Here is a 14,177-nt window from a genome sequence, read left to right as displayed (position 1 = left end):
AAGCTAAGACTCTTTGCGCCGATGGTACTGCAGGGGGGACCCTGTGGGAGAGTAGGACACCGCCGGACTTCTTCGTTGAAATGGCCACCCAAGGTTCTTGGGTGGCCATTTTGCGTTAAGTCGTCGTTTCACGGGTACCGTGGGACAAGAATTCAACAGTAGGTTGACGCCGGGTGACGGCGTCCGAGCACCGTGGAGATCATCGTGAGTGACCAGTCAGCAGACCAGCCCGACAAGGGTGAGCGACGTCCTCCGAGATCTTCCGGTGACAACCGTGGGAACGGTGGTGCTGCACGGCGCGATGATCGCGCTCGTGGCACCGACCGTCCGCAGCGATCCGACCGCCCAGCACGGAGTGGTGATCGTCCGTCGTCAGGGGATCGTCCGCAGCGTTCGGATCGTCCGGCTTGGCAGAAGGATCGCCCGGCGTCGGGGGACCGCCCGCAGCGCTCGGACCGTCCCGCGCGCAGCGGCGACCGCCCGTCGTCCGGCGACCGACAGCAGCGCTCTGATCGTCCCGCGTGGCAGAAGGATCGTCCAACGTCCGGCGACCGTCCGCAACGGTCGGACCGTCCCGCCTGGCAGCAGGGCCGGCCGTCGTCGGGGGATCGTCCGCAGCGCTCGGACCGTCCCGCACGCAGCGGCGACCGCCCGTCGTCCGGCGATCGTCCGGACCGCGGAAACCGGACCGACCGCGGACACTCCTCGGAGCGAGGTGGCCGTCCCGACCGCGGGCGCGACAGCGGTGGACGCGAGCTGTGGACGCGCGATGGCGCTCCGGCCCGCGGCGACCGCGACGCGTTCCGTCGCGAGCGCGAGCTGACCGAGGAAGAGCGCATCGCGTTCGAGCTCAAGTCGATCCGTCCGCGCCACGACGACCCGGAGATCCCCGACGACGTCACGCCACAGGACCTCGACAAGGGTGCGCGGAACGAGCTGAAGACCCTGAGTAAGGAGAACGCCGACGGCGTCTCCCAGCACCTCGCGATGGCGGCGCGACTGATCGACAGCGATCCCGCGCTTGCTCATCTGCACGCGATGTCCGCCGCCCGTCGCGCCGGCCGGATCGCGATGGTCCGCGAGACCCTCGCCATCACCGCGTACGAGACCGGAGACTACGCCCTCGCGCTTCGCGAGCTGCGGACCTATCGCCGTATCTCCGGCAAGGACGACCAGCTGCCACTCATGGTGGACAGCGAACGCGGCGTCGGCCGACCGGAGCGTGCCTTGGAACTCGGCCGGTCCGTCGATCGCTCGACCCTCGACGTGCCTGTCCGCGTCGCCCTCGCGATCGCGATGTCGGGTGCCCGGCTCGACCTCGGGCAGGCCGAGGACGCGCTGCTCGAGCTCCAGATCCCGCAGCTCGACCCGAAGCGTGCGTTCTCCTACAGCCCGGCGCTGTTCAACGCATACGCCGAGACCCTCGAGGTGCTCGGCCGTGAGGAGGAGGCGGCCGTCTGGCACGACCGCGCGATGATCGCCTCCGAAGCGCTCGAGCAGTCCGCTGCGGACGACGAGGGCGAGACGATGGTGGTCGTGGAGGAGTTCCTCGAGTTCGACGACGAGCCCGAGTCGCCCACGGCTGGCGCCCCTAAATCCGACGATCTGCCTGGGGAGGAGCCCTCCGGTGAGTCCGCTGCTGACGAGAAGGCCTAAGCCCGTGACCCCGCTCGACGGCGTCGATGTGGTCCTCGCGGATCTGGACGGCGTGGTCTACGCCGGTCCGAACCCGATCCCGCACGCAGTGGAGTCGCTGAACCTGGCGGCTGAACACGTTCGCGTCGGATACATCACGAACAACGCCTCGCGGACGGACGCCTCCGTCGCGCAGCACCTCACCGACCTCGGCCTCAGCGTCGCGCCGGCAGAGGTCGTCACGAGCCCGCAGGCCGCGGTCCGGCTGCTGGCCGGCCTGGTGCCCGCCGGGTCCACGATCCTGGTGGTCGGTGGTGCCGGGCTCGTCGACGAGGTCGAGAAGGGTGGCTTCGTCGTCACCAGCTCCGCTGAGGACTCGCCGGCTGCGGTGATCCAGGGCTTCGCTCCCGAGGTCGGCTGGTCACAGCTGGCCGAAGCGGCGTTCGCACTGCAGACGCCGACCGCCGACGGTTCCGAGCTGCCGTGGGTCGCGACGAACACGGACTGGACCATCCCGCAAGCTCGTGGGATCGCTCCGGGAAACGGCACGCTGGTGTCGGCCGTCCATACGGCGGTCGGCCGTCTGGCGACCGTCGCCGGGAAGCCGGAGGTACCGATCTTCGACGAGGCGAAGGTGCGTTTCGGCGCATCGAAGCCGCTCTTCATCGGAGACCGACTCGACACCGACATCCTCGGCGCGAACCGCGCCGGGATCGCGTCAGCCCTCGTCCTGACCGGCATTGATCGAGCCAAGCACGTCCTCGCGGCCGACCAGCACTCCCGGCCGACCTTCATCCTCGAGGACCTGCGGCAGCTGCACGAGCCGTATCCGGCCACCACCATGTCGCGCGACGGCAAGGCGGCGACGGTCGGTGCGGCCACGGTGCGGATCCGTGGGAACGACGTCGTGGTGGAGTCGGACGGCCCGTCCCGGATCGACCTGTTGCGCGCCGCATGCGCCGCGATCTGGGCGTCCGGCCGTGCCATCTACGGGCTCAACGTCCCGGAGCACCTGTACGCGGAGTGATGCCCGCCCCTCGGGAGGCGCGGGTCGCCACGGGTGTTCGCCCACAGCGGTTCCCGGGGGTGGCGAGGGCGGCGGCCGGTAGGGTTGCCCTGTGACGAACGAACCGGAGCACCCGACCGACGGCCTCGTGTCCCGCGTCCACCTCATCGACGAGCAGCCGCTCGAGGAGCGGGCCGCCGCATACAGCCAGCTCGTCGACGAACTGCGGGCGACGCTCGAGGGGAGCGACTCGCCGAAGACCTCGGCGTAGCGCATGGAGAACACACCCGAACCGCCTGCTGCAGCCGATTCGCCGGACGGCGCCGCGCAGCCCGCTCGCCTCGACGCCGCCCTCGCCGCGCGAGGACTCGCCCGCTCCAGGACCCATGCGGCCCAGCTCATCGCCGACGGGCTCGTGAGTGTCGACGACCGCACGATCGTGAAGGCCTCCCACCGGGTCCACCCGGATGCTCGGGTCGTCGTCGCCGGCGCCGACCACTACGTCAGTCGCGCCGCCCACAAGTTGCTCGCCGCCCTGGACGCCTTCCCGGTCGTCGTCGACGACGCACTCGTCCTCGACGCCGGCGCCTCCACCGGTGGATTCACCCAGGTCCTGCTCGAGCGTGGGGCGCGTCGGGTGATCGCCCTCGACGTCGGGCACGACCAGCTCGTGCCGCAACTCCGCGACGATGAGCGGGTGCGGGTCGTCGAGGGGTGCAACGTCCGCTTCCTGACGCCGGAGCAGCTCAGCGACCTCACCGGTCTGGACGAGCGTCCGTCGCTCGTGGTCGGCGACCTCTCGTTCATCTCCCTCACCCAGGTGCTCCCGGCACTCGTGTCGGTCGTCGCGTCACCGGCGGAACTCGTCCTGCTTGTCAAACCGCAGTTCGAGGTCGGTCGTGGTGGCGTCCGTGAGGGCGTCGTCACCGATCCCGCGCTCCGTGCCGACGCCGTCGCAGGCGTCCTGTGGGCGGCCTGGGACCTCGGGCTCGGGACGGCCGGGCTCATCCCGTCGCCGATCGTCGGCACCCACGGCAACCGCGAGTACGTGGTGTGGATATCGGCGGAGCACGGAACCAATCCGACAGAATGGATGCAGCAGATCACCTCGATGGCTGGAGCGTAACCCGATGGCACATTCCACCGATCCTGCGGTCGCGGCGAGGAACATCCTGGTCGTCGCGCACACCGGCCGCGACGACTCGCGCGATGCCGCCGTGCTCGTGTCCAGGCTGCTCCTGGAGGCGGGCGTCCGCCCGGTCCTCAGCGCGCTGGAGCGGGCGGACCTCATCGCGGTCGACCCGGATCTCGACGTCGTCTCCATCCTCGACGAGGAGGTCTCCCTCGGCGACATCGAACTGGCGATCGTCCTCGGCGGCGACGGCACGATCCTGCGCGCGGCCGAGGTCACGCGAGGATCGGCGGCGCCGCTGCTCGGGGTGAACCTCGGTCACATCGGTTTCCTCGCCGAGAGCGAGCGCGACGACCTCGCCGAGACGGTCGAACGGGTCGTGCGTCGCGACTACTTCGTGGAGGAGCGCATGACGCTCTCCGTCCGGGTCAAGGTCGGCGCGGAGGTCGTCTACGAGACGTGGGCGCTCAACGAGGCCACGGTCGAGAAGGCGAGCCGGGAACGCATGCTCGAGGTCGTGATCGAGGTCGATCAGCGTCCGCTCTCCTCCTTCGGGTGCGACGGGGTGGTCATCTCGACGCCGACCGGCTCGACCGCCTACAACTTCTCGGCGGGCGGGCCGGTCGTGTGGCCGTCGGTGGAGGCCATCACCCTCGTCCCGCTCAGCGCGCACGCCCTGTTCGCGAAGCCGCTCGTGGTCGGCCCGGAGTCGTCCCTCGCCGTCGAGGTCCTGGAACGCACCGACGGCCTCGGCGTGCTCTGGTGTGACGGCCGCCGGGCCAAGGACCTCCAGCCGGGCGCCCGCGTGGTCGTCAGACGCTCGTCGGTGCCGGTCCGCCTCGCGCGCCTCCACGAGAGCACCTTCACCGATCGACTCGTCAACAAGTTCCGGCTACCGGTCACCGGTTGGCGCGGCCCCGTCGGACGCGAGGAGCCGATGACCGGCACGATCCACCTCCCGGCCTCCACGGCCACCCGACACCACAGCGATCAGGAGGGCACCGCATGATCGAGGAGATCGAGATCCGCGACCTCGGCGTCATCGCGTCCGGGACACTCCCGCTCGGTCCCGGCTTCACCGCAGTGACGGGCGAGACCGGCGCAGGCAAGACGATGGTCGTCACCGCCCTCGGGCTGCTCCTCGGTCAGCGGTCGGACAGCGGCGTCGTGCGAGCGGGCCAGAAGCAGACGAGCGTCCAGGGACGCTGGTTGGTGCCGGGCGACGGCGTCGTCGCCGAGCGCGTCCGCGAGGCCGGGGGAGACCTCGATCCCGCGGGTGATGCGGCAGAGCTGCTGCTCGGCCGGATCGTGACCGCCGAGGGCCGCGGCCGCGCGATCGTCGGCGGCCGGACGGCGCCCATCGGGATCCTCTCCGAACTCGGCGAGCAGCTCGTCGTCGTGCACGGGCAGTCAGACCAGATCCGTCTGCGGGCCGCGCCGGCCCAGCGCGACGCCCTGGACCGCTTCGCCGGTGAGCCACTCCAGCTGGCCCTCGGTGACTACCAGCGGCGCTACACGGAGCTCCTGGAGCTGCGGACGGAACTCGAGACCCTGACGAACGAGCGCGACACGCGACTCCTCGAGGCCGAGCAACTGCGCGTCGCGCTCGCGGAGATCGAGCAGGCCGACCCGCAACCCGGCGAGGACGCCGAGCTGGCCGAGCGCGCCGATCGACTGACCAACCTCGAAGAACTCCGTCTCTCGGCGGCCGGCGCCCGAGAACTCGTCTCGGCCGAGGCCGGCGAGGAGAGCGACGTCGTCGGACTGCTCGAAGGCGCGCGGCGGCAGCTCGACCGGGCCTCGGTGCACGATCCCGCCCTCGGCGCGATCGCCGCGAGTGTCGCCAATGCGAGCTACCTGGCCGCAGAGATCGCCGCCGAGCTCTCGAGCTACCTCGCCGGACTCGACGAGGACGGCGCTCGCGAACTCGAGGTCGTCCAGGAGCGCCGCGCCACCCTCGCGACGCTCGCCAGGAAGTACGGGCCGACGCCCGAGGACGTCCTGCACCTGCTCGAGACGGGCAGCACCCGCCTGATGGAACTCGACGGCGACTCCGACCGCATCACCCAGCTCGAGGGCGACGTCGAACGACTCTCCGGGGAGGTCGACGCCGCTGCCGCGACGTTGAGCGCCGTCCGGATCGAAGCCGCCGCTCGACTCGGCGCAGCCGCAAGCGCGGAACTGCGCTCGCTCGCGATGGCCGAGGCGGAGCTCGTCGTCGAGGTGTCCGATCGCGACGACCTCACGCTGCACGGCAAGGACGTGATCGCCTTCCTCCTCCGGCCGCACGCCGGTGCCGAGCCCCGACCGCTCGGCAAGGGCGCCTCGGGTGGAGAGCTGTCCCGCGTGATGCTCGCCCTCGAGGTCGTCATCGCCGGTGCGGACCCCGTGCCCACCTTCGTGTTCGACGAGGTCGACGCCGGCGTCGGCGGAGCCGCGGCGATCGAGATCGGGCGTCGCCTCGCGGCCCTCGCCGAACGCTCGCAGGTGATCGTCGTCACCCACCTCGCGCAGGTCGCGGCCTTCGCCAACAACCACCTGAGCGTGGTCAAGGGCGGAGACGGTTCGGTGACCGCGTCGAGCGTGCGCCAGCTCGTCGGCGCCGAGCGTGAGGCGGAGATGGCTCGGCTGCTCTCCGGGCTCGCGGAGTCCGACAGCGGCCTCGCCCACGCCCGCGAACTGCTCGCCCTCGCAGCCTCCTGACGACGCGACCGCGAAGGAAGCGACACATGAACCCGAACTGGATGGTAGGATAAAAGCCCGTGGTGAATACTTCTGAAGCGGGCAACCTGAACTCTCCGATCGACGGCATCGTCTCGGGCTCCAACGGCACGACCAAGCACATCTTCGTGACTGGTGGTGTCGTTTCTTCGTTGGGCAAGGGGCTCACCGCAGCCAGCCTCGGCAACCTGCTGACGGCGCGCGGGCTCCGGGTGGTCATGCAGAAGCTCGACCCCTACCTCAACGTCGACCCGGGCACGATGAACCCGTTCCAGCACGGCGAGGTCTTCGTGACCGACGACGGCGCCGAGACCGACCTCGACATCGGCCACTACGAGCGGTTCCTCGACATCGAGCTGAGCCAGGCCGCGAACGTGACGACCGGTCAGATCTACTCCACCGTCATCGCCAAGGAGCGCCGTGGCGAGTACCTCGGCGACACCGTGCAGGTGATCCCGCACATCACGGACGAGATCAAGCGCCGCATGCGCCTCCAGGCGTCCGAGACCCCCCAGCCCGACGTGATCATCACCGAGATCGGTGGCACGGTCGGCGACATCGAGTCGCAGCCGTTCATCGAGTCGGCTCGCCAGATCCGCCACGAGCTCGGCCGGAACAACGTGTTCTTCGTCCACGTGTCCCTCGTGCCGTACATGGGCGCCTCCGGTGAGCAGAAGACGAAGCCGACGCAGCACTCGGTCGCGGCCCTCCGGTCCATCGGCATCCAGCCCGACGCACTCGTGCTCCGCAGCGACCGTCCGGTGACCGAGAGCAACAAGCGCAAGATCGCACTCATGTGCGACGTCGACGAGGACGCGGTCGTGAACGCGGTCGACGTCCCGAGCATCTACGACATCCCCACGATGCTGAACGACCAGGGCCTCGACGCGTACATCGCCGACCGCCTGGGTCTCGTCACCAACGAGGTCGACTGGAGCGGCTGGGCCGACCTCCTCGAGGCCGTCCACCACCCGAAGCACGCCGTCACCATCGGCCTCGTCGGCAAGTACATCGACCTGCCCGACGCCTACCTGTCGGTGACCGAGGCGCTCAAGGCCGGCGGCTTCGCCCACGACACGAAGGTCAGCATCCGTTGGATTCCGTCCGACGACTGCGAGACCGTCGAGGGAGCGATCAAGGCGCTCGCCGACGTCGACGGCATCTGCGTCCCCGGCGGCTTCGGCATCCGCGGCATCGAGGGCAAGCTCGGCGCCCTGAAGTTCGCCCGCGAGAACGGCATCCCGGTGCTCGGCCTGTGCCTCGGCCTACAGTGCATGGTCATCGAGTACGCCAGGAACGTCGTCGGGCTCGAGGGCGCCAGCTCCTCCGAGTTCGACCCCGACACGCAGTTCCCCGTCATCGCGACGATGGCCGAGCAGGTCGAGATCATCGCCGGCGGCGACCTCGGCGGCACGATGCGCCTCGGTCTGTACGCGGCGAAGCTCGACGAGGGCTCGATCGTCGCCGAGCTGTACGGTGCGGACGAGGTGTCCGAGCGTCACCGTCACCGCTACGAGGTGAACAACGGCTACCGCCAGCAGATCGCGGACGCCGGCCTCCAGTTCTCGGGCCTGTCGCCCGACGGCACGCTCGTCGAGTACGTCGAGCTGCCGCGCGAGGTGCACCCGTTCTACGTCGCGACGCAGGCGCACCCCGAGCTGCGGTCGCGCCCGAACCACGCGCACCCGCTGTTCGCCGGTCTCGTCGGTGCTTCGCTCGAGCGCCAGCAGGCGAGCCGTCTGTTCGACGTCGCCAATGGTTGAGTCGATCGGCGACGCCGCGTCGTTGCGCGACGAGTCGCACCCCGTCGAGGTGGTGTCCTCCGAGCGCGCGTTCGCGGGCAAGGTGTGGGACATCCGTCGGGAGTCGTTCCGCTACGGCGACGGCGAGGTCGTGCGCGAGTTCGTCGACCACACCGGGGCGGTCGCGGTCTTGGCGCTCGACGCCGACGAGCGCGTCCTGCTCATCCAGCAGTATCGACACCCGATCGGTGAGCGTGACTGGGAGCTGCCCGCCGGCCTCCTCGACATCGCGGGGGAGGACCCGGCCGTTGCCGCGGGTCGTGAGCTGGAGGAGGAGGCCGACCTCGTCGCCGGTTCGCTGCAGCTGCTGACCGAGTTCTACACGACGCCCGGTGGCAGCAACGAGTCGATCCGCATCTACCTCGCGCGTGACCTCACCGCGACCGCCGAGGCCTTCGCCCGTGCTGAGGAGGAGGCGGACATCCTCGTGGAGTGGGTGCCCCTCGACGACGCCGTGGCCGCGGTGCTCGACGGCCGGCTCCACAACTCGATCCTGATGCTCGGCGTCCTCACGGCCGCCGCGGCTCGCGATCGCGGGTGGTCGACGCTGCGCGACAGCGGCGACTCCACGATCGGGCCGGGCGGAGCCTGAGGCGTGGCGCTCGATCGCGCGGTCGCCGACTACCTGCGGCACATCGCGATCGAGCGCGGCCTGTCGGCCAACACGCAGGCCGCCTACCGACGGGATCTCGAGGGCTACCTCGCCTGGCTCGGGGCGCACGGCGTCGTCGAGGCACCGGCCGTCACCGCCGCGCACGTGTCGGAGTACACGGCGTCGCTCCGGACACCGGAGGGTCAGCCGGTGCGCGCGTCCTCGCTCGCCAGGGTGCTGTCGTCCATCCGCGGTCTCCACCGGTTCCTGCTCGACGAACAGCTCGTCGAGGTCGACGTCGCGCGCGAGGTCCGCCCGCCGAAGCTCCCGGGGCGACTCCCGAAGGCGATCACGATCGACCAGGTCCGCGCGCTGCTCGAGACGACCGACGGCGACGACCTGCTGGCCGTCCGCGACAAGGCGCTCCTCGAACTGCTCTACGCGACGGGGGCCCGCGTCTCCGAGGCCGTCGGCCTGAACGTCGACGACGTCATCGACACCGACATCGTCCGGCTCCTCGGCAAGGGCGGCAAGCAGCGGATCGTGCCGCTCGGCAGCTTCGCCCGTGACGCCGTCGACCGTTACCTCGTGCGCGTCCGGCCGGTCTTCTCCGGCCTCGGCCGGTCCACGCCGGCGCTCTTCCTCGGGCAGCGCGGTGCGCGGCTGTCCCGGCAGAGCGCGTGGCTCGTCCTCCAACGCGCCGCCGAGCGCGCAGGACTCGAGTCGCACGTCTCGCCGCACACCCTCCGACACTCCTTCGCGACTCACCTGCTGCAGGGCGGAGCCGACGTCCGCGTCGTGCAGGAACTCCTCGGTCACTCCTCGGTGGCGACGACGCAGCTGTACACGCTGGTGACGGTCGACAACCTCCGCGACGTGTACACGCAGTCCCATCCCCGGGCCAGATGGACCACGGGCGGAGCGGCACCGCAGGCCTGACCCGTGGCCCGGTAGACTCGTCACTCGAACGACAGCAAGCGGGAGCGAGGCAACACCGGTGGCCGGTACGAAGCACACGAGCGCAGTGCAGGATTCTGCGCGCAAGACCGCCGCCGAACTGAACCCGAACGGCCCGACCGGCCGCCCGCGTCGTGAGTTCGCGGTGCCGCCCACGCTGGCGCAGCACGGTCCGGCACGCATCATCTCGCTCTGCAACCAGAAGGGTGGCGTCGGCAAGACGACGACCACCATCAGTCTGTCCGCCGCGCTGGCCGAATACGGCCGCCGGGTGCTCGTCGTCGACTTCGACCCGCAGGGCGCGCTGTCCGCCGGTCTCGGCATCTCCACCCACGACTCCAACACCGTCTACGACCTGCTGCTCGGCACCGTGAAGGACCCGGCCGAGGTCATCCAGCACACCGCCATCGAGGGTCTCGACGTGCTCCCGGCCAACATCGACCTCTCGGCCGCCGAGGTCCACCTCGTCAACGAGGTCGCGCGCGAGACGATCCTGGCCCGGGTGCTCCGCAAGGTGTCCGACGACTACGACGTCATCCTGATCGACTGCCAGCCCTCGCTCGGCCTGCTCACGGTCAACGCCCTCACCGCCAGCCACGGGGTCCTCATCCCGCTCGAGTGCGAGTTCTTCGCGCTCCGCGGTGTCGCGCTGCTCATCGAGACCATCGACAAGGTGCGCGACCGCCTCAACCCGGCGATCGAGCTCGACGGCATCCTCGCCACCATGTACGACTCCCGGACCCTGCACTCGCGTGAGGTCCTCGAGCGCGTCGTCGACGCGTTCGGCGAGAAGGTCCTCGAGACGGTCATCGGACGGACCGTGAAGTTCCCCGACGCGAGCGTCGCCGGAACCCCGATCACCGAGTTCGCACCGGAGCACGCCGCCGCGAAGGCCTACCGTCAGCTCGCGAGAGAGCTCATCTCCCGTGGCGCGATCGCCTGATCCCGCGCGGACGCCCGTGGCCGTCCTCCCTCCGGCCGGCGACACCGGTTCGCGCTCCGATGAGGCGACGACCGTCGACCCCGCACCGGCACCGTCGTTCCGGGTGTCGTTCGAGGGCTTCGAAGGGCCCTTCGACCTCCTGCTGACCCTCATCGGCAAGCACGAACTCGACATCACCGAGGTCTCGCTCAGCCGCGTGACCGACGAGTTCATCGCCTACCTGCGCACGCTCGAGGCCGACGACGAACTCGACCAGGCGAGCGAGTTCCTCGTCGTGGCGGCCACCCTGCTCGACCTCAAGATCGCGGGGCTGCTGCCGCAGGGGGAGCTCGTCGACGCGGAGGACGTCGCCCTGCTGGAGGCGCGTGACCTGCTGTTCGCGCGCCTGCTGCAGTACCGCGCGTTCAAGCAGGCGTCGGCGTGGTTCGCGGAGCGCCTCGACCTGGAGGCGGCACGCCACTTCCGGGCGGTCCGGCTGGAGGAGCAGTACCGCCAGCAGACCCCGGAACTCGTCTGGACGCTGACCGCACAGGACTTCGGGGCACTCGCGACCCTCGCGTTCACGCCGCGCGAGGTGCCGACCGTCGGTCTCGACCACCTCCACGCACCGCTCGTGAGCATCCGGGAGCAGGCTGCGCACGTCGTCGCCATCCTGCGCCGCGGCGGGTCCCACACCTTCCGCGAGCTCGTGGCCGGTGCGGAGCTGAAGGGCGTGGTCATCGCGCGCTTCATCGCCGTGCTCGAACTGTACCGGCATGCCGCGCTGTCCTTCGAGCAGATCGAACCGCTCGGCGAGCTCACGCTGCGCTGGACGGCCGAGACCTGGAACGACGACAGCCTCGCCAACCTGGGAGCCGATTACGATGCCTGACGCGACACCCGAGTCGATCGAGCGGCCGACGGACGTCGCCCAGGGACTGCCGGCCGAACCCGCGCCGGTGCCCGCCCCGGACGTCCCGAGGGCGCTCGAGGCGATCCTCATGGTCGCCGACGAACCGCAGAGCCTCGTGAACCTCGCCGCCGCCGTGCACGTCCCGGTCGGCGCCGTCCGACGCGCCATCGCCGAACTCGTCGCCGACTACGACGGCGAACGCGGTGGCGTCCGACGCGGGTTCGAACTCCGCGAGGTCGGCGGCGGCTGGCGGATCTACGTCCGAGCCGACTACGACGCGCTCGTCACCGACTACGTCGTGACCCAGAACCCGACGAAGCTGTCGCAGGCGGCGCTCGAGACCCTGGCCGTGATCGCCTACAAGCAGCCGATCAGCCGCGGCGCGATCGCCTCGATCCGCGCCGTCAACGTCGACTCCGTCGTCCGCACCCTTCTCGGGCGCGGACTCATCACGGAGATGTTCACCGACAGTGAGACGGGTGCCATCAACTACGGCACCACCGATCTCCTGCTCACCCAACTTGGTATCAACGCCATCGAGGAGCTGCCGCGGATCTCGCCGTTGCTCGACGATGGCCGGGAAGGATTCGACAGTGACCAGCACTGAATCAGAGGGCATCCGCTTGCAGAAGGTGCTGGCGAACGCCGGCGTCGCCTCCAGGCGTGTGTCGGAGCAGCTCATCGAGGACGGCCGCGTGGAGGTGAACGGCGTCGTCGTCACCGAGCTCGGCTCGCGGATCGATCCGGAGCACGACCTCGTGTCGGTCGACGGCAGCGCCATCCAGCTCGACGCCTCGAAGCGCTACCTCATGCTCAACAAGCCGGTGGGCATCTACAGCTCGCTGAAGGACGACCGCGGTCGCCCCGATCTGCGCCGCTTCACCGAGCAGTACGAGGAACGGCTCTTCAACGTGGGCCGCCTCGACGCCGAGACGAGCGGCCTGCTCATCCTCACCAACGACGGCGACCTCGCGCACGTGCTCGCGCACCCGTCGTTCGGTGTGCAGAAGACGTACATCGCGAAGGTCACCGGCAAGGTCACCGCGCAGGTCCTCGCGAAGCTGACCGCGGGCATCGAGCTCGAGGACGGACCGATCTCCGCCGACAAGGCCCGCCTGCTCGGCACCGAGGACGGCTTCAGCCTCGTGGAGCTCACGCTGCACTCCGGGCGGAACCGCATCGTCCGTCGCATGCTCGACGCGGTCGGCCACCCGGTCGTCGACCTCGTGCGCCGTCAGTTCGGCCCCCTGCACCTCGGGACCCTCGGATCCGGCCAGCTGCGCGAGCTGAGCAAGGACGAACTCGGCGCCATCCTGACCATCGCCCGCGCTCACGGTCCTGAAGCCCGCGCGGCCGACGGCACGGCAGCGGAGGCGTCGGAGCCGACGGCATGAGCGACCTGAGCTCCGCGCCCGCGCGCGTGCAGGGGTCGGTCCGCATCGTCGGAGCCGGCCTCCTCGGCGCGAGCATCGGACTCGCGCTGCGCGCCAAGGGCGTCGACATCATCCTCGACGACGCGTCGCCCAGCCAGTTGCGCCTCGCCATCGACTACGGCGCGGGTCGTGCAGCGGAACCCACCGACGACCCGTCCGTCGTCGTCATCTGCGTCCCACCGGACGTCACCGCCCGCGTCATCGAGGCCGAACTCGCCGCGTTCCCGCGCGCCGTCGTGACCGACGTCGCGAGCGTGAAGCTCGAACCGTACCGCGCACTGCTCGAGCGCGGCGTCGACCTCACCCGGTACATCGGTTCCCACCCGCTCGCCGGCCGTGAGCGAGGGGGAGCGATCTCCGCCAGGGCCGACCTCTTCCTCGGCCGCCCCTGGGTGATCTGCCGCGACGCCGAGACGCCCGCCTGGGCGCTGTCGCAGGTGGAGGGCCTCGCGCTCGACCTCGGCACCATCCCGATGGAGATGACGCCGGACGAACACGACCGCTTCGTCGCGCTCGTCTCGCACACGCCGCAACTCGTCGCGAGCCTCCTGGCCGCCCAGCTGCAGGACGCCGAGGAGGGCGCCATCCAGCTCGCCGGACAGGGCCTGCGCGACACCGTCCGCATCGCCTCGAGCGCACCGGAGCTCTGGGTCCAGATCCTCAGCGCCAACCACGCCGAGGTCCTCCCCGTGCTGGAACAGCTCTCCTCCGATCTCGCGTCGGTCATCTCGGCACTCCGGGACCCGGAGGTGCCCGGCGCTCGCCGCACGATCGCGGACGCGATCGCCGCCGGCAACACCGGCGTCGCACGGCTCCCCGGCAAGCACGGCCAGAACCGCCGGTTCGCGAGCATCGTCGTCCTCCTCGACGACCGCCCCGGCCAGCTGGGCGCCCTGTTCACCGAGCTGGGCGAGATCGGCGTCAACATCGAAGACCTGCGTCTGGAGCACTCGCCCGGCGCGAACATCGGTCTCGCGGAGGTCCAGGTCCTCCCCGAGGTGAAGCAGCGCACCGTCGACGACCTCGAGTCGCGCGGCTGGCGCATCGCGGAAGTATAGGAAGAG

Annotated in this window: 14 protein-coding genes and 1 rRNA gene; all 15 read left to right on the top strand. The window is 70.3% G+C overall.

Features of this window, described 5'->3' with window-relative positions; translation table 11 throughout:
* Positions 1-68, top strand: a 5S ribosomal RNA gene (rrf, locus tag CCK91_RS20160); the annotation flags it as partial.
* A 136-nt stretch (positions 69-204) separates the two neighbouring features.
* Entirely contained in the window at positions 205-1,656 is a 1,452-nt protein-coding gene (locus tag CCK91_RS20015) for a hypothetical protein (protein ID WP_242664626.1), read from the top strand.
* Between the two features lie 4 nt (positions 1,657-1,660).
* The gene (locus CCK91_RS19265; protein ID WP_242664625.1) at positions 1,661-2,662 is read left to right on the top strand and encodes an HAD-IIA family hydrolase; all 1,002 of its coding nucleotides are present in this window, start codon (positions 1,661-1,663) and stop codon (positions 2,660-2,662) included.
* A gap of 91 nt (positions 2,663-2,753) precedes the next feature.
* Positions 2,754-2,912, top strand: coding sequence for a hypothetical protein (locus tag CCK91_RS19770; protein ID WP_162852287.1), 159 nt, complete (start codon positions 2,754-2,756; stop codon positions 2,910-2,912).
* Between the two features lie 3 nt (positions 2,913-2,915).
* Positions 2,916-3,767, top strand: coding sequence for a TlyA family RNA methyltransferase (locus CCK91_RS19260; protein ID WP_086475421.1), 852 nt, complete (start codon positions 2,916-2,918; stop codon positions 3,765-3,767).
* Positions 3,768-3,771: 4 nt separating this feature from the next.
* On the top strand, positions 3,772-4,782 hold the full coding sequence (locus tag CCK91_RS19255) for an NAD kinase (protein ID WP_079706105.1): 1,011 nt from the start codon (positions 3,772-3,774) through the stop codon (positions 4,780-4,782).
* Positions 4,779-6,476, top strand: coding sequence for a DNA repair protein RecN (gene recN / locus CCK91_RS19250; protein WP_086475420.1), 1,698 nt, complete (start codon positions 4,779-4,781; stop codon positions 6,474-6,476). Before CCK91_RS19255 ends, recN begins: the two co-directional genes overlap by 4 nt.
* 86 nt (positions 6,477-6,562) lie before the next feature.
* Entirely contained in the window at positions 6,563-8,257 is a 1,695-nt protein-coding gene (locus CCK91_RS19245; protein WP_194718987.1) for a CTP synthase, read from the top strand.
* Positions 8,250-8,888 (top strand): NUDIX domain-containing protein, encoded by a 639-nt coding sequence (locus tag CCK91_RS19240; protein WP_086475419.1) that lies wholly within the window; start codon positions 8,250-8,252, stop codon positions 8,886-8,888. Before CCK91_RS19245 ends, CCK91_RS19240 begins: the two co-directional genes overlap by 8 nt.
* A gap of 3 nt (positions 8,889-8,891) precedes the next feature.
* Positions 8,892-9,827: a site-specific tyrosine recombinase XerD gene (gene xerD / locus CCK91_RS19235; RefSeq protein WP_086475418.1), complete on the top strand. Its 936-nt coding sequence runs from the start codon at positions 8,892-8,894 to the stop codon at positions 9,825-9,827.
* Positions 9,828-9,912: 85 nt separating this feature from the next.
* Complete coding sequence (locus tag CCK91_RS19230; RefSeq protein WP_071260744.1) at positions 9,913-10,788, top strand: ParA family protein; 876 nt, start codon at positions 9,913-9,915, stop codon at positions 10,786-10,788.
* Between the two features lie 103 nt (positions 10,789-10,891).
* Complete coding sequence (locus CCK91_RS19225; RefSeq protein ID WP_064295504.1) at positions 10,892-11,659, top strand: segregation and condensation protein A; 768 nt, start codon at positions 10,892-10,894, stop codon at positions 11,657-11,659.
* Positions 11,652-12,287 carry an SMC-Scp complex subunit ScpB gene (scpB, locus tag CCK91_RS19220; RefSeq protein WP_086475417.1) on the top strand — a complete coding sequence of 212 codons (636 nt, stop codon included), beginning with the start codon at positions 11,652-11,654 and terminating at the stop codon, positions 12,285-12,287. The genes CCK91_RS19225 and scpB overlap by 8 nt, the downstream gene beginning before the upstream one ends.
* Positions 12,253-13,074 carry a pseudouridine synthase gene (locus CCK91_RS19215; protein ID WP_086475416.1) on the top strand — a complete coding sequence of 274 codons (822 nt, stop codon included), beginning with the start codon at positions 12,253-12,255 and terminating at the stop codon, positions 13,072-13,074. The genes scpB and CCK91_RS19215 overlap by 35 nt, the downstream gene beginning before the upstream one ends.
* A complete protein-coding gene (locus CCK91_RS19210) occupies positions 13,071-14,171 on the top strand; it encodes a prephenate dehydrogenase (RefSeq protein WP_086475415.1) in 1,101 nt (366 codons plus the stop codon). The genes CCK91_RS19215 and CCK91_RS19210 overlap by 4 nt, the downstream gene beginning before the upstream one ends.
* Positions 14,172-14,177: the final 6 nt, after the last annotated feature.

This window comes from Plantibacter elymi (nom. nud.) (assembly GCF_900177795.1).
GTDB classification, from domain to species: domain Bacteria; phylum Actinomycetota; class Actinomycetes; order Actinomycetales; family Microbacteriaceae; genus Plantibacter; species Plantibacter elymi.
This window is presented reverse-complemented; position numbering and strand designations above follow the sequence as displayed.

Bases quoted from the DNA above. Each gene is read 5' to 3' on its own strand.
- CCK91_RS19260 (WP_086475421.1), top strand. From the start codon at position 2,916: ATGGAGAACACACCCGAACCGCCTGCTGCAGCCGATTCGCCGGACGGC.
- CCK91_RS19255 (WP_079706105.1), top strand. From the start codon at position 3,772: ATGGCACATTCCACCGATCCTGCGGTCGCGGCGAGGAACATCCTGGTC.
- recN (WP_086475420.1), top strand. From the start codon at position 4,779: ATGATCGAGGAGATCGAGATCCGCGACCTCGGCGTCATCGCGTCCGGG.
- CCK91_RS19240 (WP_086475419.1), top strand. From the start codon at position 8,250: ATGGTTGAGTCGATCGGCGACGCCGCGTCGTTGCGCGACGAGTCGCAC.
- scpB (WP_086475417.1), top strand. From the start codon at position 11,652: ATGCCTGACGCGACACCCGAGTCGATCGAGCGGCCGACGGACGTCGCC.
- CCK91_RS19215 (WP_086475416.1), top strand. From the start codon at position 12,253: ATGGCCGGGAAGGATTCGACAGTGACCAGCACTGAATCAGAGGGCATC.
- CCK91_RS19210 (WP_086475415.1), top strand. From the start codon at position 13,071: ATGAGCGACCTGAGCTCCGCGCCCGCGCGCGTGCAGGGGTCGGTCCGC.